The 26,844-nt window shown below is 45.5% G+C and carries 20 protein-coding genes; 16 read left to right on the top strand and 4 right to left on the bottom strand.

Features of this window, described 5'->3' with window-relative positions:
• The first annotated feature begins 239 nt into the window (after nucleotides 1-239).
• The 9 genes from pstS to rplA all read left to right on the top strand — a co-directional run bounded on the left by pstS (nucleotide 240) and on the right by rplA (nucleotide 9,109).
• Nucleotides 240-1,451, top strand: coding sequence for a phosphate ABC transporter substrate-binding protein PstS (pstS, locus tag NYP65_RS05175; RefSeq protein ID WP_346284237.1), 1,212 nt, complete (start codon nucleotides 240-242; stop codon nucleotides 1,449-1,451).
• 82 nt (nucleotides 1,452-1,533) lie between these two features.
• Complete coding sequence (gene pstC / locus NYP65_RS05180) at nucleotides 1,534-2,496, top strand: phosphate ABC transporter permease subunit PstC (RefSeq protein WP_473410722.1); 963 nt, start codon at nucleotides 1,534-1,536, stop codon at nucleotides 2,494-2,496.
• Complete coding sequence (gene pstA / locus NYP65_RS05185; RefSeq protein ID WP_473410723.1) at nucleotides 2,493-3,518, top strand: phosphate ABC transporter permease PstA; 1,026 nt, start codon at nucleotides 2,493-2,495, stop codon at nucleotides 3,516-3,518. Before pstC ends, pstA begins: the two co-directional genes overlap by 4 nt.
• A 79-nt stretch (nucleotides 3,519-3,597) precedes the next feature.
• Entirely contained in the window at nucleotides 3,598-4,377 is a 780-nt protein-coding gene (gene pstB / locus NYP65_RS05190; RefSeq protein ID WP_004131665.1) for a phosphate ABC transporter ATP-binding protein PstB, read from the top strand.
• Nucleotides 4,378-4,671: 294 nt separating this feature from the next.
• The gene (locus NYP65_RS05195; protein WP_473410724.1) at nucleotides 4,672-6,066 is read left to right on the top strand and encodes an NCS2 family permease; all 1,395 of its coding nucleotides are present in this window, start codon (nucleotides 4,672-4,674) and stop codon (nucleotides 6,064-6,066) included.
• Between the two features lie 438 nt (nucleotides 6,067-6,504).
• Nucleotides 6,505-7,026 (top strand): 50S ribosomal protein L10, encoded by a 522-nt coding sequence (gene rplJ / locus NYP65_RS05200; RefSeq protein WP_473410725.1) that lies wholly within the window; start codon nucleotides 6,505-6,507, stop codon nucleotides 7,024-7,026.
• A 96-nt stretch (nucleotides 7,027-7,122) separates the two neighbouring features.
• Entirely contained in the window at nucleotides 7,123-7,506 is a 384-nt protein-coding gene (gene rplL / locus NYP65_RS05205) for a 50S ribosomal protein L7/L12 (protein WP_004112006.1), read from the top strand.
• A gap of 460 nt (nucleotides 7,507-7,966) precedes the next feature.
• Complete coding sequence (gene rplK / locus NYP65_RS05210) at nucleotides 7,967-8,398, top strand: 50S ribosomal protein L11 (protein ID WP_004112010.1); 432 nt, start codon at nucleotides 7,967-7,969, stop codon at nucleotides 8,396-8,398.
• Nucleotides 8,399-8,413: 15 nt separating this feature from the next.
• Complete coding sequence (gene rplA / locus NYP65_RS05215; protein WP_004118314.1) at nucleotides 8,414-9,109, top strand: 50S ribosomal protein L1; 696 nt, start codon at nucleotides 8,414-8,416, stop codon at nucleotides 9,107-9,109.
• An 85-nt stretch (nucleotides 9,110-9,194) separates the two neighbouring features.
• On the opposite strand, the gene NYP65_RS05220 is transcribed toward rplA, so the two are convergent.
• Together NYP65_RS05220 and NYP65_RS05225 are read right to left on the bottom strand one after the other, a co-directional pair.
• Nucleotides 9,195-10,292, bottom strand: coding sequence for a helix-turn-helix domain-containing protein (locus tag NYP65_RS05220; RefSeq protein ID WP_473410726.1), 1,098 nt, complete (start codon nucleotides 10,290-10,292; stop codon nucleotides 9,195-9,197).
• 56 nt (nucleotides 10,293-10,348) lie between these two features.
• Entirely contained in the window at nucleotides 10,349-12,340 is a 1,992-nt protein-coding gene (locus tag NYP65_RS05225) for a DUF6020 family protein (RefSeq protein ID WP_473410727.1), read from the bottom strand.
• A gap of 408 nt (nucleotides 12,341-12,748) precedes the next feature.
• Here NYP65_RS05225 and NYP65_RS05230 point away from each other — a divergent pair, with 408 nt between their 5' ends.
• From NYP65_RS05230 to NYP65_RS05255, 6 genes are all read left to right on the top strand, one after another.
• Nucleotides 12,749-15,187, top strand: a complete 2,439-nt coding sequence (locus NYP65_RS05230; RefSeq protein ID WP_415696554.1) for a hypothetical protein — start codon at nucleotides 12,749-12,751, stop codon at nucleotides 15,185-15,187.
• 272 nt (nucleotides 15,188-15,459) lie between these two features.
• On the top strand, nucleotides 15,460-17,223 hold the full coding sequence (locus tag NYP65_RS05235) for a SpaH/EbpB family LPXTG-anchored major pilin (protein ID WP_473410728.1): 1,764 nt from the start codon (nucleotides 15,460-15,462) through the stop codon (nucleotides 17,221-17,223).
• 369 nt (nucleotides 17,224-17,592) lie between these two features.
• A complete protein-coding gene (locus NYP65_RS05240) occupies nucleotides 17,593-18,480 on the top strand; it encodes a class C sortase (protein ID WP_473410729.1) in 888 nt (295 codons plus the stop codon).
• 198 nt (nucleotides 18,481-18,678) lie between these two features.
• Nucleotides 18,679-20,175 (top strand): FHA domain-containing protein, encoded by a 1,497-nt coding sequence (locus tag NYP65_RS05245; protein ID WP_473410730.1) that lies wholly within the window; start codon nucleotides 18,679-18,681, stop codon nucleotides 20,173-20,175.
• An 18-nt stretch (nucleotides 20,176-20,193) separates the two neighbouring features.
• On the top strand, nucleotides 20,194-24,045 hold the full coding sequence (locus tag NYP65_RS05250) for a helicase (RefSeq protein ID WP_473410731.1): 3,852 nt from the start codon (nucleotides 20,194-20,196) through the stop codon (nucleotides 24,043-24,045).
• Nucleotides 24,042-24,245: a hypothetical protein gene (locus tag NYP65_RS05255; protein WP_004131677.1), complete on the top strand. Its 204-nt coding sequence runs from the start codon at nucleotides 24,042-24,044 to the stop codon at nucleotides 24,243-24,245. Before NYP65_RS05250 ends, NYP65_RS05255 begins: the two co-directional genes overlap by 4 nt.
• Before the next feature lie 39 nt (nucleotides 24,246-24,284).
• Here NYP65_RS05255 and NYP65_RS05260 read toward each other — a convergent pair whose 3' ends face one another.
• Nucleotides 24,285-25,013 carry a hypothetical protein gene (locus NYP65_RS05260; protein ID WP_004131678.1) on the bottom strand — a complete coding sequence of 243 codons (729 nt, stop codon included), beginning with the start codon at nucleotides 25,011-25,013 and terminating at the stop codon, nucleotides 24,285-24,287.
• Nucleotides 25,014-25,371: 358 nt separating this feature from the next.
• Complete coding sequence (locus NYP65_RS05265; protein ID WP_004131679.1) at nucleotides 25,372-25,548, bottom strand: FmdB family zinc ribbon protein; 177 nt, start codon at nucleotides 25,546-25,548, stop codon at nucleotides 25,372-25,374.
• 236 nt (nucleotides 25,549-25,784) lie between these two features.
• Here NYP65_RS05265 and NYP65_RS05270 point away from each other — a divergent pair, with 236 nt between their 5' ends.
• Nucleotides 25,785-26,810, top strand: a complete 1,026-nt coding sequence (locus NYP65_RS05270) for a hypothetical protein (RefSeq protein ID WP_473410732.1) — start codon at nucleotides 25,785-25,787, stop codon at nucleotides 26,808-26,810.
• The last annotated feature ends 34 nt before the right edge of the window (nucleotides 26,811-26,844 follow it).

Genomic DNA, 26,844 nt, shown 5'->3' on the forward strand with positions numbered 1-26,844 from the left:
CATCGCCAAACAAAAGGCGAGTAGCGCTAAATGCCGCCATTTTCTGAGTGCAATCAGATTTTGGCGGCAAGGTTTTTACCCCCCTCTTAATATTGGCATCGTTAATAGAAGAAAAAGGTAATAAGAAATAAAAGATGCCAGTTTTGAACATTAGTTTAATTAATTTAAGAGGAAAATTTGCAGTAGGTTATACGAGAAACGCAGATTGGCTGGCATAATGGCAATTCTTCTTGAAAGGAATGAAGAATATGCGTAAAAATGCAGTAAAAAATGCAGTAAAAAATAATGCAGTAGAAAATCGATCAATCAAATTAAACACAAAGTGGAATATGCGCGCGATTGCAGCAGGATTGTTAGCATCAGCAACTTTAGTAAGCTTTGCGGCTTGTGGCGACAATATTCCTGCAAGCAGTTCGCAACCGTCCGCAAATTCTTCCGCAAAAATCGTAGGAAACTTCCAAGGCTCGGGTGCGTCTTCCCAGCAGGTTGCTGTAGAAGCGTGGATTGCAGGATTCCAATCCAAAAATCCTGGCGCAAAAATAGCATATAATCCAACTGGCTCAGGCGCAGGAGTTACAACATTTATGACGGGTGCAACAGCTTGGGCTGGATCCGATAAATCGCTAAGCGGCGACGAAGTTGAAAAATCAAAGTCGGTTTGTGCTAATGGCACTACGGCTTTCGACGTTCCAGTATACGTTTCTCCAATCGCAGTAATCTTTAATCTAAAAGGCGTTTCGGATGCTGGAAAACACATAAATATGGACGCTTCTACAATCGCAAAAATCTTCGACGGCAAGATTACGCGTTGGAATGATGATGCTATTAAATCGCAAAATCCAAAGCTAAAGCTTCCAGATAAGCCGATTACAGTTGTTCACAGGTCCGATAAGTCTGGCACAACGCAGAACTTCTTAAGCTACATAAAAGATGTTGCTCCAAGCGATTGGGCGTACGATCTTAGCGAAAATTGGCCAAATAGCGTAGGCCAGGGCGCAAAAGGCACGTCTGGCGTTGTTTCCACAATTCGCATGGCAGACGGAGCGATTGGATACGCGGACTTCTCGCAAGTTGGAAAGCTTGGAACTGTTGCAGTAAAAGTGGGAGATTCTTACAACCAGATTAGCCCAGAAGGTGGCTCTATAACCGTTAACGATTCAAAGGTTGACGAAGATGCTGCAGCAAAATCAAAGCACCGCGTTGTTGTTAAAATAAACCACAAAACAGAAGAAAAAGGTGCTTATCCGATTGTGCTAGTTTCTTACGATATTGTGTGCGGTGCTTACAAAGATGCTGCAACAGCGCGATTCGCAAAGTCGTGGCTTAGCTACGTTACTAGCAAAGATGGTCAGGCTGCGGCTCAAGGTGCTGCTGGAACTGCGCCTTTGCCAGAAAAGCTTATGGGCAGGATTAACAAGTCGATTCAGTCGATTCAGTCGATTGGCAAGTAAAAATAGCATTTTGCAAAGATTTTAGAGTAGTCAATATATTGCTGCTGATAGCATTTATATAATGACTACAAAAGGAGCATGAGTGAGTTCTAAACAAAGAACTGAAATCAGTAAGGACGCGAACAAAAGCGGCCATTTTGCCGACCGCGTGTTCAAAAACGTGGCTCTTTTATGCGGATTGCTGATTTTAATGGTGCTTACAGCTGTGGCGCTGTTCTTGCTGTTTCAAGCGTGGCCGATTCTAGGCGCAAACAAAAGCCAAGTAAGTCAAGTATTTTTGGACTTTACTGGCGGCAAAGCGCACGATTTTCTTAGCTACGTAGCTCCGATGGTTTTTGGAACTGTTCTTATGTCTGCGCTCGCTCTGCTCTTTGCATTCTTTGTTTCGATTGGAATCGCGCTGTTTATAAGCCACTATGCTCCGCAAAAAATCGTGCCACTTTTAAGCGGTGTTGTTGATTTGCTTGCTGCAATTCCGTCCGTAATCTACGGTCTTTGGGGCGGATTGGTGCTCGTGCCATCTATATACCCGTTCTGGAAGTTTATTTCGCACATCTTTGGCTGGATTCCGCTTTTTGCAGGCCCTGCGGCAAGTCCTTCGCGTAGCGCTGCAACCGTTAGTATTGTTCTTGCTGTTATGATTTTGCCGATTATAACTTCTATGGCGCGAGACATTTTCCAGCAAGCTCCGCGATTGCAACAAGAAGGCGCACTTGCGCTTGGTGCCACAAAGTGGGAGATGATAAAGCTAGCGGTTTTGCCGTTTGCAAAGTCGGGAATTGTTTCCGCATCTATGCTTGGTCTTGGTCGCGCTTTGGGCGAAACAATGGCAGTTCTTATGATTTTGTCTCCAGGATTCACCTTTAAATTCAACATTTTGCAAGCTTCGCAAAACCAAACAATTGCAGCAAACATAGCAGCGCAATACCCAGAAGCCAACGGATTGGGCGTTAGTGCGCTTATTGCTACAGGTTTGGTGCTGTTTGTTATTTCATTCGCTGTAAACCTTATTGCTCGCAAAATCACGGGAAAGGCGAGTGCATGATGCAAAATTCGCAATCATTACAAGCTGGGGTTGTTGAGGTTAATCAGACTATTGAAGATAGCTGTGAATCCCCAAAAATCGACTTTAACAAGTTCCGCCCAACGCGCTCTAGAATCGCAAGTCGCAAGCGAAAAGACGCGTTTATGCGCGTTCTAATCTTCCTGTCTTTTATAGTTGCACTAATTCCGCTTCTTTCTTTGCTTTTAACGACTATTGTAAATGGCATTAAGCGATTAAACCTTGACTTTTTAACGCATAATATGACTTATGTTGTTGGCGGCGCTGCTACTGGTACGGGCGGCTACGGTGGTATTTTGCACGCCATTATTGGAACGTTGGAGATTACGCTTGGAGCAATGGCAATTTCGATTCCGATTGGAATTATGTGCTCCGTGTATTTGATTGAGTACGCGCGAGGCAGCCGCTTAGCTAGGGTGATTAATCTTGTTGTAGACGTTATGAGCGGAATTCCTTCGATTGTGGCTGGCTTGTTTGCGTTTTCTAGCTTTACGATTTTTGTAGGACCTGGAACAATCAATGGTTTTGAAGGGTCGGTTGCGCTTTCGCTGCTTATGCTGCCAACTGTTGTTAAGTCATGTCAAGAAATGTTAAAAATTGTGCCGAACGATCTGCGTGAAGCGGCGCTTGCTCTAGGCGTTACAAAGCAGCGCATGATTACAAAAATCGTATTGCGAACCGCGTTGCCTGGCATTGTTTCTGGCTGTATTCTTGCGGTTGCGCGCGTGGTTGGAGAGACGGCTCCGCTTTTAATGGCAGCTGGGTTTATTGCATCCACGAATTTCAATCTTTTTGACGGGCAAATGACTACTTTGCCAGTGTACGTTTACCAGGAATATTCCAAGCTTTCGGCGAATTGCCCAGCTAACGCGCTATCTTCGTGCGTTACTACGATTCCGATGGAGCGCGCGTGGGCGGCGGCGCTTGCTTTGATTGTGGTTGTTTTGCTGCTGAATATTATTGGGCGAGTTGTAGCGCGCGTGTTCTCAGTAAAGGCGAAATAGAGCGAAGTAAATCAAGGTAAATCAAAGTAAAGCGAAGTAATGCAAAGTAAAGCGAAGGATTTTAGAAAGTGAGGCGCAAATGGGTCAGCGCATTGATGTTAAGCATTTGAACATTTACTATGGTGATTTTCTAGCAGTAGAAGACGTTAACATAAGCATTGAGCCAAATAAGGTTACGGCTTTTATAGGGCCTTCGGGATGTGGAAAATCAACGGTTTTGCGCACTCTAGACCGCATGCACGAGATTACTCCAGGCGCTCGCGTAGAAGGTCAAGTGTTGCTTGAAGGCCGCGATTTGTATGGCAAAGATGTGGACCCTGTGGCCGTTCGCCGAGATGTTGGAATGGTGTTCCAGCGCCCAAATCCTTTCCCAACAATGTCTATTCGAGAAAACGTTCTTGCAGGAGTTCGCTTAAACAATCGCCATATTTCAAAGCAAGACGCCGACGACCTAGTTGAGTGGGCTTTGCGTGGCGCGAATTTGTGGAACGAGGTTAAAGATAGACTCGATAAGCCAGGAATCGGGCTTTCTGGCGGCCAGCAGCAACGACTTTGTATTGCGCGAGCCGTGGCTGTGCATCCGCAAGTGCTTCTTATGGACGAGCCGTGCTCTGCTCTTGACCCTATCTCTACTCTTGCTGTAGAAGATTTGATTAACGAACTTAAGCGCGATTACACGATTGTGATTGTAACGCACAACATGCAACAGGCGGCGCGCGTTGCCGACTACACTGCGTTCTTTAACCTTAAGGCGGTTGGAAAACCAGGGCATCTTGAGTATTTTGCAGATACCACCACTATGTTCAACAATCCGCGCAATGCGGAGGCGGAGCGCTACATTTCTGGCCGCTTTGGGTGATTTTTGCATTCGTGCGATCCACTACACGTTTTCTTTGCATGGTTCTTTACATGATTTTCTTTGGTCAGCACGTGCGCGTAAGGTCGAACCTGTTCGGTTGTTCAAAGTTCTATAAGTCGTTTCTAATTCTCGCGAGTTTTCTAGCGTGTTTATTCGGCTTGTGCTTTGCGCGCCGAGCGAGTCGCAGTAACCTCTGCGTGAATGCCCAAATGTAATTGCGTCCGCGATTGCTCAAGTGCTATCGCCACGCTTTTTATGGTCTTTTGCGCTGTAAAACCAAGGAACAGAGAGTTTATGGAAAAGTTCTTCCATCTCAAAGAAAACGGCACGAATGTATCAACGGAGATCACTGCAGGTCTCACTACATTCTTTGCAATGTCGTACATTATTGTTGTAAACCCAATGATTTTAAGCCAAACTGGCATGCCTAAGGGTGGCGTTTTCCTCGCTACAATCATCGCAGCAATTATTGGCACGCTTGTTATGGGCTTGTTTGCTAACGTGCCTTACGCTCAAGCTGCTGGCATGGGTCTTAACGCATTCTTCACATACACAGTGTGCTTTGGCTTGCATTTTACGTGGCAAGAAGCCATGTGTATGGTGTTCTTGTGCGGTTTAATTAACATTATTATTACCGTTACTAAGATTCGTAAGATGATTATTCGTGCCATCCCAACTTCGTTGCAACACGCGATTGGTGGTGGCATTGGTTTATTCGTTGCATACGTTGGTATGATGAGCGTTGGCTTAATCACCTTTACTTCCAAAGATCCTGCAGCCGCCGCTAAGAGTAAGCCAACCGCTGCTATTCCAGGTCTTGCGGTTATGAACAATCCTATTTTGTGGCTATTCCTTATTGGACTTGTTTTGGCTATTGTTCTTACTGTTCTTAAGGTTCGCGCAAGCTTGCTTATTACGATTATTGTAACCTCTTTGATTGGTATTCCGCTTGGCTTAACTTCGCTAAATAATGCCGTTTCTGTTACGGATGCTTTTGCCCAGCTTCCAACCACCTTTGGTGCTATTTTTGGCCCGCAAGGTTTCCCTGCTCTCTTCTCTAATCCAGCACGCATTCCGCTTGTTTTGGTAACTATTTTCGCCTTCTCTATGTCGGATACTTTCGACACTTTGGGAACGTTTATTGGAACAGGCCGCAGAACTGGCATTTTCTCGGAGGCAGATGAGAAGGCTTTGGAAAACGGCTCTGGCTTTAGCTCCAAGATGGATCGTGCGCTGTTTGCTGATTCGATTGCAACTTCGGTTGGCGCAATTTGCGGTACTTCTAACACAACTACTTACGTTGAGTCTGCTGCTGGTATTGGTGCTGGTGGCCGCACTGGTTTGACTTCTGTAGTTGTTTCCGTGTGCTTTGCGCTTTCGATTGTTCTTGCGCCATTTGCTAGCGCTGTTCCTGCTGCTGCTACGGCTGGCGTGCTTGTAGTTGTAGGCTGCATGATGGCAAGCTCGTTAAAGGAGATTGCTTGGGACGATATTTCCGAAGCTATTCCTGCGTTCTTCGCTGCCGTGTTTATGGCGTTCTCTTACTCGATTTCTTACGGCATTGCCGCTGGATTCATCATGTACTGCTTAGTTATGACTTGCAAGAAGCGTGCTAAAGACGTTCATCCAATGCTTTGGATTGTTTCGCTTTTGTTCATTCTTGACTTTGTTGCTAACGCAGTTTTGTAAATCGAATAGTTAGATATTAGTTAAGTTAGATATTAGTTAGATATTAATTTAATTAATTATTTTAAGAGCGTATTTGATGCGTACGGTTGCTTGCGATTTTTCCGCGTGAGTTTGTGATAAGTCGCCAGCAACCGCGCGTGTTGAGTACGCTCTTAAATAATCCTAAATAAAAATAAATTATAAAGTTTGCGAAAAAATATTGACATTGTCGCGCGTGGGTATTAAACTTGCCCAACGTAAACCACAGACCGTTGGTGGAGTCGCAAGATTCCTGAAAATGATGTGTCATGCCAGCACAGGTTGAGCAGTGATTGTTGCGATTTATTTGCGATTTTTCACAAACTTTTTAACACTATGTGTTTTTTGGATGCTCTGCCGTGCGCAGGGCTTTTTTGATATGTTATTTCCATTCCAGCGGCCAATTTAGGAAGGAACGCCATGAAGAGGCTCGAAAAGGAAGCGGTAGTTGCAGAGCTTACGGATTTGTTCCGTAACGCCGACGCTGTCTACCTTACCGAGTACCGCGGGCTTACAGTTCCGCAGATTTCTTCTCTGCGCGAAAAGCTAGGCCGCGATACTTCCTACTCTGTGGCTAAGAATACGCTTGCTCGCATTGCCGCTAAGGAAGCGGGCATTGAAGGTCTTGATGAGCTTCTTGCTGGCCCAACTGCAATCACCTTTGTAAAGGGTGATTTCATTGAGGCTGCTAAGACCTTGCGTGATTTTGCCAAAGAGAATAAGACCCTCGTCATTAAGGGCGGTTTCGCAGATGGAACCGTTTACGATGCCGAAGGCGCCAAGCAGCTGGCAGACCTCAAGTCTCGCCCAGAATTGCTTTCCGAGATGGCTGGCGCGCTCAAGGGCACCATGTCCAAGGCCGCCTACCTGTTCAACGCTTTGCCAACCAAGGCAGTGCGTACTATCGACGCTTTGCGCGAGAAGCAGGAAAAGGCCGCTTGATTCCCTTGCAGCTTGCTGCATGAGACCAAAAAATAATAAAAATGTTATGGCTCTAAGGCACAAGGTGTGTCTGGCCAAGTAAGAAAGGAAGCCATTATGGCTAAGCTCACTAGCGAAGAGCTTCTTGAAGCTTTCGGTGAAATGACCCTCGTCGAGCTTTCTGAGTTCGTCAAGGCCTTTGAAGAGAAGTTCGATGTTGAGGCTGCTGCTCCTGTAGCTGCTGTTGCTGCTGCTCCAGCCGCTGCTGCTGGCGCTGCTGAGGAAGAGAAGGACGAGTTTGACGTTGTCCTCGCTTCTGCAGGCGCTCAGAAGGTTGCCGTCATCAAGGCTGTTAAGGCTTTGACTGGCCTCGGCTTGAAGGAAGCTAAGGACATTGTTGACAATGCTCCAAAGCCAGTCCTCGAGAAGGCTAAGAAGGAAGATGCCGACAAGGCTAAGGCTGCTCTTGAAGAAGCCGGCGCAACTGTTGAACTTAAGTAGTTCTAGGCTCTTTTGTTAACGCGAGCGGCTGGTTGCTAGCGTGATTTGTTAATGCGCTAGTCGCGAATGCGTTTTGAATGCGGCAAGGTTTTTGTGGTTATCACGAATTCCTTGCCGCTTTTCGCTTCGACCTGCTTTTTCGCTTAAAGCGTAGCGCGAAAAAGCAATTCGGAGCGCTGAGCCGCTCAAACGTAAAGTCCAGTGGACTTTACGTGCGGCGAAGACGTTAGCGCGCTTAGACCGCGCTAACGACAAAAACACCAAAATTCAGTACAATCACACTACATCTTGTGTCACCAAATCGTCGCGGCAAAGTGGCATAATAGGAAAGCTTGTGACTGGAGGAGTAATCCGCTAGCACAGCACAGCAATATAAGTTGCGGGAGGATCCTTAAAACGGCTTAATATCAACGTTTTAGGGCGCCGATTTAACCGCTTCAAAAGAAAGAAGAACCATATTATGGCTCCAAAAAAGAAAGTCTCTGCGCTTATTAAGCTCGAGATTCAGGCTGGTAAAGCAAATCCAGCCCCACCACTGGGTCCTGCATTAGGCTCCCACGGCGTAAACATCATGGACTTCTGCAAGGCCTATAACGACCAGACGAAGGACAAGATGGGTCAGATCGTTCCAGTAGAAATTACTGTTTACGAAGATCGTTCCTTTACATTTATTCTTAAGACTCCACCAGCTGCTGCTTTGTTGCTTAAGGCTGCTGGCATTCCTAAGGGCACCGAGAACCCATTGACCCACAAGGTTGGTTCTGTAACCAAGGCTCAGGTGCGCGAAATCGCCGAAATCAAGATGCCAGATCTTTCTGCACGAGATGTTGAAGCTGGTATGAAGATTATCGCGGGCACTGCTCGCTCGATGGGTATTACCGTTACCGACTGAAAGTGAGTGGAAAAAATGGTGAAGCGTTCTAAGAAGTATCGTGAAGCGGCTGAGAAGATTGACCGCAACAACCTTTACACCCCAGCTGAGGCTATTGCTTTGCTTAAGAGCATGCCAAAGCACGCTTTCGACGAGTCTGCTGAGGCTGTTATGCGCCTTAATGTGGATCCTCGCAAGGCGGATCAGTTGGTTCGTGGCGTTGTGAACTTGCCTAATGGCACTGGTAAAACCGCTAAGGTTTTGGTGTTTGCTCGTGGCCCAAAGGCTACTGAGGCTCAAGAAGCTGGCGCAGACATTGTTGGCGATGACGAGCTTATCGAGAAGGTTGCCGGTGGCTTCCTTGACTTCGATGCCGTTGTTGCAACCCCAGACATGATGGGCAAGGTTGGTCGCCTTGGTCGTGTGCTTGGTCCTCGTAGCTTGATGCCAAATCCTAAGACTGGCACCGTTACAATGGATGTTGCAAAGGCTGTTGCCGATATTAAGGGCGGTAAGATTGAGTTCCGCGTTGATCGTCAGGGCAATCTTTCCTTCCTGTTTGGCAAGCTTTCCTTCGACGATAAGGCTCTTGAAGAGAACTTCAAGGCTGTTGCCGATGAGATTCGCCGCTTGAAGCCTACAACCATCAAGGGTCGTTACATCACTAAGGTAACGATTACCTCTACAATGGCTCCTGGCGTTCCGGTGGATATTGCAAGCATTGCTGCGTGATTTTAGCCAAGCATAGCTGAGTAATTTTTTAGCGCTGAAAATAGTGTGTTCTTTTTTAGAGCACATTGTTTTCGGCGCTTTTGCTTTAGAGCGCAGAATCGCGTATTCGCCCAATCGTAATCGCAGTTTGTAAAACGTACGCCTCTCTAGGGTCAGTGGCATCCCAGCCTGTTGTTTGCGCAACTTTGCGCAAGCGGTATCGTATTGTGTTTGGATGCACGTTAAGATTGTGCGAAGTTTGATCCAGCGCGCCGCCAAATCGCAAGAAAGCGTCGACTGTTTGCAAAGTCGGGTCGTCTGGGTTGTACGGCGCCAAGCTTTGATACACCTTAGTGTATAAGGTTTCTACGGCGGTTTCATCGCCTATAAGTGCGCGCTCTGGAAGAACGTCGTCGCAGCGGATTATTTGCGGCAAATGTGTTACAGACGGCGCAACGGCAAGCGCTGCAAGTGTTGCTGTGATTTCTTTGCATATTTTTTGCGCGCCGACTACAACTTCGCTTATGCAAACGGGTTTTCCCGACTTTTCAAACACTTCGCACATCTTGTTTAATGCTGTTGGATTTGGGTTTTCTCTTAGCGCAAGAATGATTATGTGCGAAGGCGCTGCATCTTTGCGCGAGACGCTTCCCCCCGATTTTCCGCCGATTTTCCACGTTTTTGCACGCGCGCTAATGGCGTCTAGCTGCACTCTGTCAACTATTGCATCGTATGCGCCGCATGCGCCAAGTTGCGTCCATATTGCGCGTCTTAAAGAGTCTGTGTTGTTCTGCGCCGCATGCGCGCCTGCGTTTTGCGGTGTTGGATTTGGGTTGTCGTCGTTTGCGTTCAATTCCGTTTTATACGTGCCTGCAATCGCCACGAATCGCGTATTTTCTTGCCATTGCAAGAGGTGCATTAGCGCGCTTACGCGGCTGTCGTAGATTCCGTTCATAAGGCACGTTCCGATTAGCGCGTGTAATCGCAAGCGTGTTGATGCGTCAAAAATTTTGCCGTCTCGAATGTCAAAAATTCCGAGTGCATCTTCGCTTTTTGGAGCGCATGGCATTGTCGTAAAGTTTGGTGTGGAACTTGGTGTAAAGCCTTGTGCGCTAGATTCTTCGGCAGATTCGCATGCTTCACTGCGTTCGTCATCTGGCTTTACGCTTGTAAGAATTGTAAGAAAGTCAGCGTTTTCGTCCATTCACTCCCTCAATTCTTGTGCGAATCCTCGTGTGTCTTGTAGTGTGTATTGTTGTGCTAATCCTCGCGCGTACTATCATGCACCAAATCGCAATTTATTTTATCACTTTGACGGCATGTATTACGGCATGAGATGCAAACGCTATCCCTTATAAACATTAGAACCGTAAAGAAGAACACAAACGCAATCGGCAGCATGTGTCGCTCAAAATTGTTTGCAGGAGCCAACACCATTACGCCCATCAAAAGCGCAAGAGGCGCGTGCAAAACCAGCGTTTTCCACCTGCGCAATGCTATTTCGGCAACGCCAATAAGCAACGTTGCAACAACATACAAGTTTCCGTGAATAATCCACCCAAGAATCGGCGTATTGCTCCACGCTTCCGCGCTGCTTGATACAGCGCCACGCCACTCGGGCAGCCAGTAGCGAATCCACTCGGAATTCTTTATATTCTCGGTGTTTACGTAGTATTCTGGGCCAACATAAGGCATGTCTAGAATGTCGAAGTAGCCGTACGACTTTGCTAGCAGCGCATCCGTTGCAACAATCGGGCTGTGCGTAATCATAAGCAACCATGCGTGGTTAAACTTTTTCATGTCGTCTTTTGTAATATAACGCCAACGGTAGCTCACTTTTTTAGATTGCAAGCCAGAAGATTTTACAGGATCCGCGTCTTGAGGAGTGTACGCTTCTGCAGTTTGACTAAGATTAAAAATTGGCGATATTGCGCGCTTTGCTGCATGCGGTATGCTTTTTGGATCTAGCTTTGCGATTCTTGCGATTTGCTGAAGTTGCACTCCGCGGCTTTCGATTGGGTCTCCATTTATAATCGCGCCGCTAGAAATGGCAAGCATAATTGCGCCATGTATAAGAATTGTTGGGAGCAGAATGCACAAAACCCATATTTTCCAACGTTTTCTGCTAGATATAATCATCAACACAAATTGAATCGCAAGAATGTACCACGCGTATTTTGCAGCAATCAGCATAATGCACACGCTGATTATTAATTCGACGATTGTGTGTGCGGCTGGCTTTTGCTTGAAATCAAGGCAATTAAGCTCGTACATTATTCCAAACCACCACACAAACGCAAACGCGAACAGTGGCGATTTTGTAAGCGAAATCGTTGAAAATACTACAAGTGGACTGAATAAAAATGTGATTATTACGGCTGCGCGCAAGGCGATTGGCGTTGTTGTGATTGGTGTTGATGTGATTGATGTGTAGCCAGCTTGCGATTCGCCTGTTTTAGATTTAGCCCACGGCGTGTTTAAGAATCGGTTTGCGGTTGCAGCGCAACAAAATGCCGCGAGCACAAATTGCATAACGGCAAGCAGCACGATTCCTGCATCGTTCGATTCGGTAAAATATCGCGATATTGCGGCTGTAGCGCCGTAAATGAGCGTTAAAACAATGTTGTGTTGGTCGCTTAAATACGTTGGTTTTGCAGGCCAAAGATAGTGTGCTGTTGGGTAGATGTCTGCTGGAACAAAGCTAAAGAAGCCAATGTATGGCTGTTTTAGGCCAGTTACTTGATTCCACGCCCAGCTGTATTCTCGGATTTGTGAGCAAATGTCGGCTCCGTATGCGGCGAGCAGCGTTACGGGCGCCCATAGCCAGCCGATAATCAGCGTTAGAAAAATGTTTCGTTTGCGGCAGGTTGAGTGGTAAAAACACCACTTTAGGGCGCGTTTTGCGTTAAAAAATGCGGCGCGTAGGGTTGTTGCGGTTTTTGATTTCGATTGTTTTGTTTTTGATTTTTCTGGCGATAATTCTAGCGATGATTCTGCGCGCATAAATCTTACGATTTTTGGCATAACTCCGTTTTTGCCAAAATAAATAAGAACCCTCAAAATTGCGTAATATGCGCAAAATGCGACTATAAAAATCAGCGCATTTAGCCAATTAAAATCTGTTAAAGATCCTTGTGCGCGGTAGATTACGCCCAGACTTGTGCAGGTTGCAAGGAAGATACATGTAAAAACGATTAGCGAGTTTGCGGCGATTTTGCTTGCCGCTTTTGTGCTCGTGTTAATGCGTTTCATGTTCCACCTAATGCTTGTGTTTTGTTTGGTCTGTGTTTTTCTTGCACTCTAATTATACCCGTTATGCTTCGCTCCGACCTGCCTTCGCGCAAACGCTGGAAAAGTTGACGGTGTTTGTACCAAATTTGGCTTAAATCGCGTACAAAGTCGGGAAAATAACTCCGCATTTTGTACCATATTTGACCTAATTCACGTACAAAATGCGGGAAAGCTGACGGGTTCTGTATTGAGTTTACGGTGTGTTGCGCGTGGATCGCACTTGATGTTTTCATAGGGGGGGGGGTATATTATTAATGGCTTATAATAAGTGCCCATTTACTGGCCGTAGTTAGCAGATGATTATTTAATCTGTAAGTTTTGCATTTTGATTTGCAAGCTTAGTAAATACGCGGAGAGGGAGGTGTGCCGATGCGTAATTTACATTGCGGTGGCCATTTCCTTCGATTATTGCGCTCAATTTGCGCTAAAACTGCGTATGCTCGCCGCGCGATTGTTGCGCTTTTTGTTGTTGTTGCTACTATTCTTTCTACTTTTATGATTATGCCATCCTCCTCTATGGGCGCTAGCTCGCAAAATGAATCTAATCAGGAGCAAACTCAAGCCGAAAAGACTGAGAATAAGACTGCGGCGGATGTTAATACAGCTGAAAACAAAGCTGATGCAAAAGGCGGGGCTTCTGCAAGCGGCGAAAATGGTGAGTATAAATCTGCCGACCTAAGAGCTGTGGAGTCTGTAAATCCGCAACTTTCTACCAATCCAGATGCCCCTAATGCAGACCACGCCCAAAACGTTGATTCAGAGAAAAAGCAAGGCGCTGCCAAGGAAGGCGCAAACAAGAACCCTAATCAAGACGTTAAAAAATACGCTGCTGAACGCGCCAAAAAAGAAGAATCTGCAAAGAAATTGCGTCGGCAAAGGCGTGAGCTGGGCAACACTCGCGCTGCCGCTGGCAAAGTTGAGCTTCCAGCAGAGTGCATAGACAAAGGGAAAAATACCTTATCTTCATGTTATAAGATTGAATACTATAATAGTCGGTCTATTGTTAAAAGTAATAATCCTATTGAAGTAAAACGTGGTAGTGATATAACTATTACTCCAGAATTCAAATTCAGGTTTGGTAAAAAACAAAAAACCACTGTGCCAGAAAACGTGTGGTTTACGTTGGAAAAAGATGGTGAAGATCCTGTACCAAGTTGGGCGAATTTTGAAAAAGATAGTGGTGCCACTAAAGTTCAGGATACTGAAAATCAAAAAGATTTTAGCGGTTCTGTTACGTTGCGCCCAGGCAAATGGGATCGAGGTAGTCATAAATTCAAAATTGGCATATACCACCCTGCTGATATAAAAGGTAAAAAAATTTATGTAAATGTAAAAATTGCCAGATCTGTTAGTGGTGATTTAACACTTAATGTTTACAATCATGAGGATTCTGATTCAACGCGTTCAGAAATAAACGATAAAACTGGAATAACTTTTGAATCAGGCGAAGATGGCAAATATAGCGAAATTACACCTATCTTTATTGATTCTCAATCCAAAAAAGAGCCTGGTTTTATTTATCACCATATGATTTGCCATAAAGATGGTAGTGATGGTAGTGGTGATTCTAATGAAAATTACACGGTAGATAAAGTTAACGGCTTGAGCTTAAGCGCTAAAAATAGCAACTCAGGCATACAGACTCAGTTCAAGCATGTGGAAAATAATAAGCCTTCAACTGGTGCAGATGCTTACGCTGTGTATGAAAAAGGGGATGACAGTATTACTGAGCGTTCCCAAAGCTGGATTACTGGCAAGCCGCAGGCACAAAGTGATGGAACTTTTGAGTGCAAAGTGTTTGCTGTTAAGGATACTAAGTTAATTCACATCAGGAATCAATACGTACCTAAGGAAGTAAAAGATTCTTCGGTGTCAGACGAATTCAGCAGTAAAATTAAAGATAAAAAATCTATTGCGCAATTGTTTGCTAATCCAGAAAGCAATATGGTTGATAGTAGTTTGTGGACTAATAGCAACGATATTACAAAAACCATCGACTGGGATTATAAGACCATTAAGATTGTTTTTAAGTCGAAGAAAAAGAAGCAGCTTGAGGTTAAAGATGGAGATCTTAAGCTGAACGTGTATCCGTTTAAGAGCAATAATTCTGGCTCTGGTGGCGCTTCTTCGGCGTTGGCGGATGGTGACACTGTTTCTGTTATGAAGGGAATAGAGCTTAAGCCGTTTATTGAAGCTACGTCTAAGGCGGATTCCACAAAACAAATTAAGCTTAAAATGTTGTGCTCGAAGGGTGAGAAGCCGCAAAAAACTAACGCATGCGCTGCAGGCGGCGCAAGTAACGCATCCAAAACAGGCGCTGCAGATTTTGAGTATACAAAATGGGTAGATCCAAGCAACCTTGGCTTTAGTTTCCCAGATGACAAGGCTCAAAAACCATGTACTTCAAACGAAGGCGAGCAGTCTTGCACGCCTGATGGATCCACTACCAAGTTTGCTGCTAGAACTAACGCAAGCGCTACGTTTATGTCAACGGAAGATGGCTATTACAGGTGCGTTGTGTATGCGCTTAAGCCAGATGCGCTTACTAAATTCAATGCAGTTACTACAGCAACGCCAGACACATTATCCACTGCCTTTGCGGGTCTAAAAGCCGACAAAGACTATGCGCAATCAGCCGTTTACATTCACGTGACCAAAGATTTTACTTTGCCGCAGACGGGCGGTCAGAATTGGAACTTGCAGCTGGGCGCTGTAGCTGCCGTTATGGTGAGCGTGCTCGCTGCTGGATTTGTTATAAGTCAAAGTGAAGCATGCAGAAAGCTGCTTTACGAAAGGCGGCGATGCTAATGTGAAAGCTGCCTACGTAATCAAGTTGTGCGCGCGTATTAGTGCAGTGCGCGTAGCAAAAATAAAAACATAATTAGATTAACTAAACCAAGATATTTCAACAAGATATTCCAGGTAGTCAAAAAACAAAACAAACACACAAACACAAACAAGTATCGAGTAAGTACGTAAACAAGTGCTAAATCGGTACTCAAACAAACACACAGTAACAAACACAAAAACAAAACAACTTAACTCAACTGCTTTTAGAAGCATAGAGTAAAGGAGATAATATGAATAAACTAACAAAAAAGTGCGTTGCGGCGATTGCGTCGCTCGCGATGGCTGGCACGCTGTGCGTTGCTGGCGCTGTGACTATGGCCAGCGTTGCGTGGGGTGTTCCACATCCTGGGGTGCCCCAACCACATGCCGATAACTCTCCGTGGGGTACGAAACAAGATAAAACAGGTACATTAACGATTAACAAGTTTAAGTACGCAGATACTGTAGATGGCGAGGGTCACCACAAGGGCGCTGCTCTTACTGGCGCAACGTTTACTCTTAAAAAGGTTACCAAGATTGATAACGTTGATCTTAAATACGATGAGTTTAGCACTTGGTCCAAGATTGCTGGCATAGTCGGTGCGCTGAATCGTGGTGATGAGGCTAGCGCAAATCTTACATTTGACGATAATACAAGTCCTACGTCTACTGTAAGTGAAAACGTTACAACTTTCTCAAAACTCCCAGAGGGCTTGTACAAGGTTGTTGAAACGCCTCCTGCAGGCTATGGTGCTGCGGATATGACCGAGTTCTACATAACAATGCCTTTGATTGAGACGAAGGTTGAGAATGGCGCTACGACCACCACTTACAACTGGAATCCAACAATCAACCCAAAGAACAAGGATATTTCTAAGACGTTTACCAAGAAGCTAGACGACGGTAAAGATCACAACTCTGTTCTTGCAAAAGATAAGACGCTTTACTACACGATTAGCGCTTCTGTAAACCGTACCAAGTCTGGCACTTTGAGCGCAGATGATCTTAATGGATTTGCTGTGTTTGATGATTTTCCTACTGCTGCATTTGCGTCACCAACGGATGCCAGCAGCGCTGTTGAGTCTGTGAAGATTGGCGATGGTGATAGTGCTACTGAACTAACTAAGAATACTGACTACAACGTTTCTATCGTGAAAGCTAGCTCTGAAGCCGACGGCAAGAATCTTAAATCTGGTCGAAATCGCATCTTAGTTAAGTTCACCGACGCTGGTTTGAAGAAAATTGCTGAAAAGCTGAATGACGTTACCAACGGCCAAGACCCTAAGGTAAACGTTGCTATTAAGCTCGATCTTAGTGATACTTACCAGAACGGTAATGCTCCTACCGACACAACTTCAACAGAGCAAAACGGCAAGAACGAAGTCGTAAATAAGTCTGGTTACTTCCAAGCAAGTCCTAAGGGCACACCAGATGCAAATAAGCCAGACCCAATCGTGTCTGGCGATGATGACGGCGGTACTTCTAAAGTCAAGTATGGCTGGTTCGACGTGTTCAAGTACGATGCTGCAGACGAAGACAAGCAAACCAAGACTGGCCTTAAGGGTGCTGAGTTCAGACTTTTCAACACTGAAGAGAAAGCGAACGCTTGCGCTAAGAAACTTGTTGATGCAAGTAAGACTGCAGATGATGTCACCGAATGCAGCGCTGCTTCTTCTACGTTTAAGGGCGAAGAGGCTACAACTCAAGAAACTACTGGTAAATTGAAGGCGGCTGTTAAGGTTCAAGCTGGCACAAACATTTACCTTGTTGAGGTTAAAGCTCCAAATGACTACATGCGCTTGCCAGAAGTTAAGGCTGTGAATGTAGAAGAAGGCAAGCTCAAGATTGTTGACTTCTCTAACACAAAGAAGAACACATTTGGTACATGGTTCAACCTTCCTGCAACTGGTGCTACTGGCGTGATTATTTTCGCGCTTGCTGGCATGGGCTTGATTGCAGCTAGCGTGTTCCTCTACATGCGCAATCGCAAGGAAGAGGAGCAGGCAAAAGCCTGATGCGCTTAGATAACCAGCGTTGATTAAACGTTCGGTTTAGCGTTAAAAAGATTTAGGCACTTTGTACCAGAAGACACGCCGCAGCGTTTGAAACAAAATGCATTGAGTATTTTGTTTCTACGCTGGCGTGTCCTGGTACAAAGTGCTCTAATCTTTTTGCCCGCTATGCAGATTGCGCAAATACGCCAAACTAGGTAGAGATTCGAGATTTTTCGCCGCTATCGAGGCGTATCGTTAGCGCGGTCTAAGCGCGCTAACGTCTTCGCCACGCAGAAGCAGTGCTTCTGCCTTGAGTGGCTCAGCGAATCGAAGTGCATTCGCGCGCCACGCTTTAAGCGCTCATGCAAGTCGATTCGCATTGGAGGAGGAATGAAGGCTAAGAAAAAGAAAAGCCCTTTGCGTCGAGCGCTAGAGCCAGTGGTCTTGGCAGTCGCCGCAATCCTATGTTTTACGTACCCAGTGGCATCTACTCTTTGGAACAATCATGCTTCGAAGCAGCTTTCTGCAATTTACGACAAGCTTAGTCGCGAGCAGCCTAAAGATGCGCGTGCAATTAGCTTAGAAAAGGCTCGCCGCTATAACGCGCATCGCAGCGCGATTTTTACGGCGGATCCGTATAACGGAACGGAAGATTTTAAGAAAACGCCCGAGTATAAAAAGTACAGTAGCGTGCTGGATGAGCCAATGGGCATTATGGGAATCGTAAAAATCCCAAAGATTGGCGTTAAGCTGCCGATTTATCACGGCAGTTCGCAGGATGTTTTAGCGTACGGAGCTGGTCACTTGTATGGCACGGATTTGCCAGTAGGCGGCAAAAACAGGCATTCGGTTATTACGGCGCACACGGGCTTGCCACATGCCACTATGTTTGACGACTTAATTTATCTTAAAAAAGGCGATTTTTTCTATTTGGATATTCAAGGCGAAACCTTAAGATACAAGGTGTTTCGCATTAGCGTTGTAGAACCTAACGACATCAGCTTGTTGCAGCGAGAAAAAGGGCGCGATTTGGTTACTTTGCTTACTTGCACGCCGTACGGTGTGAACTCGCAAAGGCTGCTGGTAACGGGGTATCGCGTGCTGCCAGATCTTGTTAAGGCGCCAGACGACAAGTTGCAGTGGCCGCTTTGGATGACGCTGTTTGTTATTGCGCTTGTTGGGTGCGCGGTGATTCTTGCGACTATGGTTGTTGCAGATGCTAAAAGAAAGCGCGGAAAGCTTGATTTACACGCTAAGCATTTATCGATTCTTGCTTAAATCTGCTTTATTTTCCGCTTTTTGTACCATATTTGACCCAAATCACGTACAAAAAGCGGAAATAGTCGACGCATTTTGTACCATATTTTACCCAAATCACGTACATTTTCGGGAAAGATTGCGCAATCGCCATTAGCGCAATATACACAAAGCATGACACAATAGTGTGTAGTGTGTTTTTTGAAGGGAGCAGGTTCCGTGAGTGTTCAACAAACCTTGCAGCGCTGGATGATTACGGTAGGTGGAGTGGAGCAGGCACGCGTTGGTGCGGGTCGGTCTGTAGAAATTGGCAGGAAGCCTATACGCCCTTTGCGTGAAGATGGTTTTATGCGTGTAGACGTTGTAGACAATAAGCGCTCTATGTCTAAAAGGCACGCGCTTTTTATTGTTGATGCGAGCGGCGCGGCTACTATTCGCGATTTAAACTCTACAAACGGAACTTACTTGGTTAGCGAAAGCGGTGATTTGCTGCGACTAGACCCAGGCGTTGATTTTCACATGCCAGACAGCATTGTTCGCATGCAATTTGGCGACGTTCCAGTTGATTTTGTGCGCATTGAAGAAAAAGCGCCGCAAGGAAGCGATGCGAGTGCGCAGCCAGTGCGCGATTTATTCTCTTATGCTCCAGATAATGATATTAAGGAGCCAGATGCGGCGGATTTGTCGGTAGATGATATTCTTGACATTCGCGCTGGTGAGCCAACGGGCGTGTTTCATGCGCAGTCGGTTTCTAGGCCTGATTTGGTTTGGGATAGTCAAAAGCGGCTTAATGATGCTGCTGCTGCAGATGATCTTGGTAGTGCTTCGGCGGCGGATGCTGGTGCTGATTCGGATGATAATTCAACTTCGGCTGCGACTTCTGCTGTAACTGCCGCTGAGTCTTCAAGTGTTGAGCCTTCAAGCGTTGCGGATGTTGCAAATGTTGCGGATGGTGCAAGCGTTCTAGATGTTGCAAGCGTTGTAGAAAGCGTTGCAGAGCAAATTAAGCCTGTTATTGCAGGTCAAGTTGTTTTGCCTGTTGTTAGAGATGAGTTTGCTTCCCCTGTGGAACTGCGCAATTTATTTGACGATGCTGCTAATAATGATGCTGTAAACACTGATGCTGCTAGCGATTCGTATAATAATGATTTGTCGAATAGCGATTTGTCGAATAGCAACTATGCAACAAATAGTCAAAATGTAGAATCTCAAGCGGATTCTAAAGAAGATTATAAAGAGGATTTGCAAGCAAGCGTTCAATCAGATCTGCAAGATGTTGCTCAAGATCAAAGTGTTGCTCAAAATTATGCCCAAGAAGAAGTGCAATACAATGATTCTGCAGATGCTGTTAATAGCGTTAATGATGCAAACGATGTAAGTGATGCAAGCGCTACCATAGCAAACGATTCCGCACAATTTACACCAGCTTTTGAGCCAGGATCTGTGTTTGAAAAAGTCTCAAATGGCGAATTTAGCGCTCGCAAAGAAGTTGTTTCCGCTGGAGGATTTACATCGGAAGAAGCGCAAAAAACAGACGATTTTGCTGAGCAATTTGAAATGGCAAAGTACCAAGAGTTGCTGCCATTCTTGGCAATGAACACAAATTTGTACGACGATTTGTACGCGTGGCTTTCGGCTCAAGGGAATGCAGACGTGGATCAAGCGTTGGCGCAAAATAGCGGATACAGCGCGTATCGCAATGCAATCGGCTTGTAAACAAGGGAGTTGAGTAGTATGAGCGATAATCAAAATGACTTTATGCACAGCCAGCAAGGCAAGGCAAGTCAGTTAAGCCAGCAAAATCAGCAAAATCTTTCAGATAAGCCAGATAAGCCAGATAAGCCAGGCCAGGCTGCGCCTAGCCAATCTGCACAATCTTTGCGCGCCGAGAAACTCGAGCGCATGAACAAATGGCATGAAAAATACAAGTCGCAGCTTGCTCCTTCTCCGCTAGAAGACATAACAAAACTTTGTGCGCAACTAGAGTTAACTCACGCGCATCCTTCGGGAATCGCCCAGCTTTTTGCCAGTGGAAAGGCCGCTCTTCAAGCGCTTTTCCGCGATTCGGGAATGCTGCGCGCGGCAGGTAGAAGGCTAGACAGAGTTTTTGAAGACAGAGACAACAAGGCGCACGAAAATGGCGTTTCGGAGCTTTCGCTTGTTGTTGGAGTTGCGTCTTGGAGCGGAAATCATGTGCCAGTTTTAACATACCCAGTACGCGTTTTGCGAGAAGCTGGAAAAGACGAGACGGCTGCAACGATTTACTTTTCGGGAAACGTTCGCCTAAACCACGCTCTTGTTCTTAGATTGCAAGAAAGAGGCGTACACCTTAGCGAAGAAGCGCTTTTTGATGGCTCAAACTACCAGAGCGGCACGCCAGAAACATCCGCAGTTTTTGACGCGATTTGTGCTGCTGCGCAAAGAGTCTTCCCAGATTTCGACATTGAGCGAGATATTGTGCTCGGTTGTTTTACGGACTCGGGATCTAGATTCTTAGCAGAAAGCGGCCAGATTTTGCGCGCGCTTAAGCTGGGGAACGTTGGAAATACAATGATTGACGCGATTGCGGGAGATGATATTGCCGTTGAATCGCTGGGTGCAAAAGCTACTTCCGACTATTCTCCACTAGATGCAGACCCACACTACGAATACGAAGTTGGCGACGTTAGTAACGCTGTGCGATACGCTGCAGGAATGGCGGCAAATGGCGCTTCTTTGGCAATAGACGCAGACGCTGGATGCGATTCCGCTTTAATCGCAGCTGCAATTTCTTCGCGCTGCGTTCTTGCAGGAAAGTCCGTTTTGTACGTTCCAAACGTTATGGAGCAGCAGCGCCGATTCCGCCACGCTCTTAGCGCAAACGAGATTTCTTCTCTTTCTCTAGACGTTTCGGATTCGCATCTTGCAAAGCACGTTGATGCGCAGCTTATAGCGGCAGTTGGGTCTCGCCAAAGCGTTGCTTCTAGCCGATTTGAGCAAGTTTGCGACGAGCTTGTTGGTGTTAAAACGCGATTAAACCGCTACTTGGGAGATTTGCACGGAGTAAACGAGCGATGGGGTGTCTCCGCTTATCAGACTATGCAAAATCTTGCAGGAATCGCCATGCTGCCTACTCATCCTTGCACGCATGTTCGTCTTAGTGTAGATGCTGCGCGCTCGCTTTCTGGTCATTTAGACGAGTGGGCGCAAAAGCTGCACGAGGCAGATTCTCTTGGTGAATTTACTACTAATGCCGAAGATACGCCGTGGTTTGGTGCTTCGCTGTTTAGCGAGAACGAGGCTGTAACAGTGTATCAGCGCGTTGTAGACGTTCTTACAAAGCTTTTGCCAGCCGCGCGCGAGCACGTTAAGTCAACTGTGCAAAATTGCGGTTTCCCTATTCCTTCTACGGCGCGAGAATGGGGTAGGCAGGTTACGGTTCTAAAGAATCTTCGCCGCGTTTTAGACGTTTTCCAGCCAGATATTTTTGAGCGCGATCTTAACGCAATGATTGAAGCGAGCAAGCCGAAGGCTGTTCGCAAGCGCGAAGGCACACCAATGGGCTTTTGGGAGCGCAGGCATCATATTAAAGAAGCGCGCAGCCTTTTGCGTGTTGGTGCAAAGGTAGACGATCTTCACGAAGCGTTAAAGATTGTTGCCGCGCAAGCTGCGCAATGGCGTACTTTTGTGCCTCATGGCGGTTGGCCAGTATTGCCTCCTAAGCTAGACGAAATCGTTAGCACGCAGGAGCTTTTAGATCGTAATCTTGTAGCGCTTAACGCTGTGCTTTCCACAACGCGACTTGGTGCAGACCTTGAAAACATTGAGTTTACTAAGCTTGACGAGCGCTTACAAGCTTTGCACGATAGTCGCGAATCCTTAGATACGCTACCAGGTAGGTGTGTTATTGAGCGTGAATTGCGCGGCGTTGGTTTAGAAGATCTTGTTTGCGACTTGCGTAGGCGTAAAGTTACGGGCCAGGCCTTAGATGGCGAGCTTCATCTAGCTTGGTGGACTACCGTTTTTGAAGATATTGTTAATTCTTCCGAGATTATATCTAATCAAGACGGTTCCGCGTTGCAAGACGCTTCTGATCGTTTTGTTCAAGTAGACACAGAGCATGTGCGTTCTGTAGGACCAATGGTTCAGCAAGAAGCACTTAAAAAGCTTTGCGACTTGCTTTTTGCGCGTTCTCAAGAGGCAAATCAGCTTCACACTGCTCTTGCAAGCAATGGTTCGGGTGTAACTTTTGCTAAGTTGATGAACTCTTACCCAGATTTGCTGCTTGCTGCTAAGCCGATTCTGGTTGCAATGCCGTCTACTTTAACTATGATGACTGAGTTTAAGCCGATTGTAGACGTTGTAATCATTGATTCTGCAGAGCATATTAACAACATTGAGCTGCTTAGCATTCTTGCGCGCGCACGCCAAGCCGTTGTTATTGCGCACAAGCAAACTGTTAGCTCGCAAAGCGTAAGTGACCTTATTAGTGTTTTGCCTACTATTTGCGTTAAGTCGCGAGCAACCAGGCGATCCACGTATCTTGCTGATTTCCTTGAAAATCATGGCTACGGATTGCTTAGACACGATGTTCCTGTAGAAAAAATGCAAGGCAAGGTTAAGCTTCATCAAGTAGAAGCCGCTGGCGTTCCAGTTATGGCAACGGGTCTTATTGAAAGCAGCCAGCGCGAGATTGATGAAGTTGTGTCTTTGATTAAGCAGCGCGCTAAGACTTTTAGCATTGTTCCTTCTAGCTACGTGCTTGCAGTTGTGACTCTTACAAGCGTGTTTAGAAACAGGCTTGGTGCGGAGCTTAAGGCGTTGGCTGTTAAAGACGAAAATATGGGTAGATTCCTTAGGCATGTTCGACTTGTAAGCGTAAATGAGGCTGTTGGAGCAGCTGCAACGGATGTTATTCTTTCGCTTTGCTATGCAAAAACTTCTCATGGCAGACTTTTGCAACAATTTGGCGTTTTGGAAGAAGAAGGCGGAAAGTCCATGCTTCTTGACTCCTTGGCTTTGGCTCGCAGAAATCTGGACATTGTTTGCGCATTTAAGTCTAGCGATATGGAAGATGATCGTTTGCATCAAGACGGACCTAAGCTTCTTAAGGATTTGCTTATTTGGGCAGAGGCTTTGGGCGATAATCCAGTAGATGCAGTAGATGCAGCGGCTGCTGGCGATTCTAGCGATGCTGGAGATGCTGGAGACGAGGGTAGCGAGGTCGAGCCTACTAAATCGCAAGCTGCTGGCGATTTTTCCGCAAACGGCTTTAGCAACGTTTTGTTTGCTGATCTGGCAGAACGAATTCGCTCTCGCGGCCTTAATGTTGCAGTGAACTACGGTTTTAGTGAAGATCATAGCATTCCTCTTGTTGTTGGCTTGCCAAATAAGCCGTTTGCTTTGGCTGTTCTAACAGACGATGCGCGTTTTATGAGCATTGAGTCCACTCGTGAGCGCAATCGCGTACTAGCTCAAGATTTGGAATATCTTGGCTGGTCGGTTATGAACGTTTGGAGCGTTGGAGCATTCGTTAATCCCGAAAAAGAAGTTGAGCGGATTGTTTCTAGAATTGGCGAGCTTTATAAAAGCGGCGAGCAGCAATGAGTGAATACAACGCTAATCGCAGGTGTTCTAGGGGTCATTCGCGCGTGGTTCGTAAAGGTTCGGAGCTTTTCGACGCGGATGGCGTAAAACAAGAGCCAGGTGATGCTCAAACGATTGAGCAGCGCGCAAAAGACGACGATAATCGTATTCTTGGCGAGCTTCCTCCGCATTGGGCGGTTTTTAGCGAACGAGGTAGATAAACTTTGCATAGTTGCTGGCATGCGTTTATTTATTGCTTGCTAGTTTTGTACAGCTATTACCGCAAGGTTTGGAATAATCGCTTGCGTGTTTATGATTTGCAACGCGTTTTCTGCTGGCATTGCTAGCAGTGCGCTTTGTGCAGAATTGTTTACGTTAACAACGATTACGTTGTGAACAAGCGAAACGTTTTTGTCTTGCAAAGTAATGTTATCGGAAAAACTGGCGTCGCTAGATGTTTCTATTTGTGTTGGATTTGTTGAATGGTTGGCTGTATTTAAGCTGTTTGGAACTTTGCTAAACGCTATAGAAATAACGTCTCCTGGCGCAAGGCTGGCGCTACTGCTTGCAAGATTAACCGAAATCGTTGTAAAGCCAGGCGGAATTTTTGTTTGCTTTGTAACTTGATTGCTAAAAATCGGCGTTCCGTATTTAATGTTGCACGCAGCAATAATAGCGTTTTTAGAGGAATTGTTTATAGAAGTTTGGTTAAGAACATTGTTAAAAACGCTGCTTTTAGGCACGTTAACGTAATGCAGGTCACTTTGTTTAATCACGCTGCCTTTTGCTATGTTTCTAATGGCTACTGGCACGCTTTGAGTAGCTTGAAACGTTGAAATAAGGTGTATTGAAAACAATGTTGCAACACTTATAAAAAATATTGAAAGCATGTTTAAGGTTTGCGCCCTTTTTCTGCGCTTTATAAGCTCTACTGGCATTTTGTTTTCTGCTTTGTAGCCAACTGTTTTTAGTAAAAATGATGTACTCATATAAGCATCATTTATCACGCGTAGCGCTTTTGCAAGCTTTTTTGTGCAATGTGGTTAAAGGCTAGCTTAGATGGGGATTTTACAAGGATTTTACGCACATATAAACATTTTTGATGAATCTTAATAGTCACTTATACACATATTCACATAAATGGCCATTTTTGATTGGTGTTAATCCACATATCAACATAAGTGATTACTAACATACGCACACATGCGTAGCAAAATAAACGCCACTTACGCACATAAGCACATAAGTGGCGTTATAAAGTTTCAATTTATTCACATGCACACATAAGTAGCGTCATATTTTTTCACTTATGCACATATGCACAAATTTTAATGGGTTATTTGCACGTTACTTATCGGTGCGATAAAATCCGCTACCTTTAAAGCTGATTGGTGGTGCGCTAAAAACCTTACGAACTTCTTGCTTTCCGCACTTTGGGCACACGGTAATTGGCTCATCTTCAAACGATTGATGTTGTGAAAAATCATATCCGCATTGCTTGCAACGGTAATGATAAGTAGGCAACGGTTCCTCCAATCTATAATTCCATCACATATCCTAGCTCATAATATCGCCTCGTTAAAGCTGTTAATCGCTAATCGTAAACGCTTTTTCGTTTGTAAAATTTTGCGAAACAATCGCAAAAAATCCGACACGCCGACTTATTTTTAGCCTTTACATCCTTAATGCACTTTATATTTGTACGTATGGGTTATGAATCGGTGAGCGCGTTAACAGTATTGATCATCATCGTAGCCTTAATGTTTGGTTGGTTGCCTAAACGCACTGAAAACAGCATGAAGTCAATGCTGGAACACAGCGAAGATAGGTATTCACCTTCGTTGCACATTGTGGATTATAGCAGTGATTCGCTTTTCCACGCGTGTAGCGGCACGATGGCGAAAGGGGTTGGCATGCAGCCGTCGAAGATGCAAGCGAATACAAAGCCTAATAATGGCAAGTCCAGTCGCAATAGCGTGAATGCTAATAAACATAAGTGCGCTAAGCAGTTTAATGGTGTTTTTACGCCTGAACATGTTGCTCGTATTCGCGCGCTTCGCCGTGCAGCAATCCGCCGTCGCCGTGCGTTGGTGCTTTCTCTAACGTTTTTAACTCTTGTTGTGTTTGTTGCTGGTCTTTCTGGCCTTTATAGTGCGTGGTTTGCAATCCTTCCTCTTGCTGCTGTTTGCACTATTCTCTACTTTGGTTCTATGGCTGCTAAGCAAGCGCGTAAGTGGGAAGCAAAAGTTGCTTTGTATAACAAGCGTTCTGCAGCTTTTAATGATTCTGTTGTGGAGCCAATTTTTGACGCTGCCGTAAACTCAGTTGTTGAGCATGTTGAGAATTCAGACAATTCCAGCAATCCAGACAACACAGAGACTTCAGTTATGCAACAACGAGATATAAGCATGGCTTTAGCAGGAGCAAATAGGCAAGAGGCGGCAAAAAGCGCGGTTGCTGGCGATTTTTCCGCTGCTAATGATGCGCGCTCGCAAGTCGATATCTCCAACTCTAACCAAGATCTTATATCGTTCTCGTTTGGCGATGATTCCAGCGATTGCAAAATAAACGCCAATGATCCGCAAAGCTTAGAAATAAAGTCTACAAAGCAAGTTACTAAAGCGATTGCAGCAGGCGATTCAAACGAATTGGCGGCGGCTTTCGATTCAAGCAATCCAAACTCCGCGAGCGATTCAACCGAAGTTACTGTAGAACCTCCAGTTAGCACGGAAGATTCGCTTGGTAAAGCCGATTTAAGGGATGTTTTGGCTCGCCGCGCTGCTTAAAGTTTGTAAAAATTTTCTAAAATTTTAGCACTCT

Source organism: Gardnerella sp. c12Ub_1 (assembly GCF_055804375.1).

Excerpts from the sequence above, each read along its gene's own strand:
- NYP65_RS05220 (WP_473410726.1), bottom strand. The coding sequence starts at position 10,292 with ATGGACGAAAACGCTGACTTTCTTACAATTCTTACAAGCGTAAAGCCA.
- NYP65_RS05240 (WP_473410729.1), top strand. The coding sequence starts at position 17,593 with ATGAAGGCTAAGAAAAAGAAAAGCCCTTTGCGTCGAGCGCTAGAGCCA.
- pstB (WP_004131665.1), top strand. The coding sequence starts at position 3,598 with ATGGGTCAGCGCATTGATGTTAAGCATTTGAACATTTACTATGGTGAT.
- NYP65_RS05260 (WP_004131678.1), bottom strand. The coding sequence starts at position 25,013 with ATGAGTACATCATTTTTACTAAAAACAGTTGGCTACAAAGCAGAAAAC.
- rplK (WP_004112010.1), top strand. The coding sequence starts at position 7,967 with ATGGCTCCAAAAAAGAAAGTCTCTGCGCTTATTAAGCTCGAGATTCAG.
- NYP65_RS05230 (WP_415696554.1), top strand. The coding sequence starts at position 12,749 with ATGCGTAATTTACATTGCGGTGGCCATTTCCTTCGATTATTGCGCTCA.
- NYP65_RS05235 (WP_473410728.1), top strand. The coding sequence starts at position 15,460 with ATGAATAAACTAACAAAAAAGTGCGTTGCGGCGATTGCGTCGCTCGCG.
- NYP65_RS05270 (WP_473410732.1), top strand. The coding sequence starts at position 25,785 with ATGTTTGGTTGGTTGCCTAAACGCACTGAAAACAGCATGAAGTCAATG.
- rplJ (WP_473410725.1), top strand. The coding sequence starts at position 6,505 with ATGAAGAGGCTCGAAAAGGAAGCGGTAGTTGCAGAGCTTACGGATTTG.
- NYP65_RS05250 (WP_473410731.1), top strand. The coding sequence starts at position 20,194 with ATGAGCGATAATCAAAATGACTTTATGCACAGCCAGCAAGGCAAGGCA.
- NYP65_RS05195 (WP_473410724.1), top strand. The coding sequence starts at position 4,672 with ATGGAAAAGTTCTTCCATCTCAAAGAAAACGGCACGAATGTATCAACG.
- pstA (WP_473410723.1), top strand. The coding sequence starts at position 2,493 with ATGATGCAAAATTCGCAATCATTACAAGCTGGGGTTGTTGAGGTTAAT.
- NYP65_RS05255 (WP_004131677.1), top strand. The coding sequence starts at position 24,042 with ATGAGTGAATACAACGCTAATCGCAGGTGTTCTAGGGGTCATTCGCGC.
- pstS (WP_346284237.1), top strand. The coding sequence starts at position 240 with ATGAAGAATATGCGTAAAAATGCAGTAAAAAATGCAGTAAAAAATAAT.
- NYP65_RS05225 (WP_473410727.1), bottom strand. The coding sequence starts at position 12,340 with ATGAAACGCATTAACACGAGCACAAAAGCGGCAAGCAAAATCGCCGCA.
- rplA (WP_004118314.1), top strand. The coding sequence starts at position 8,414 with ATGGTGAAGCGTTCTAAGAAGTATCGTGAAGCGGCTGAGAAGATTGAC.
- rplL (WP_004112006.1), top strand. The coding sequence starts at position 7,123 with ATGGCTAAGCTCACTAGCGAAGAGCTTCTTGAAGCTTTCGGTGAAATG.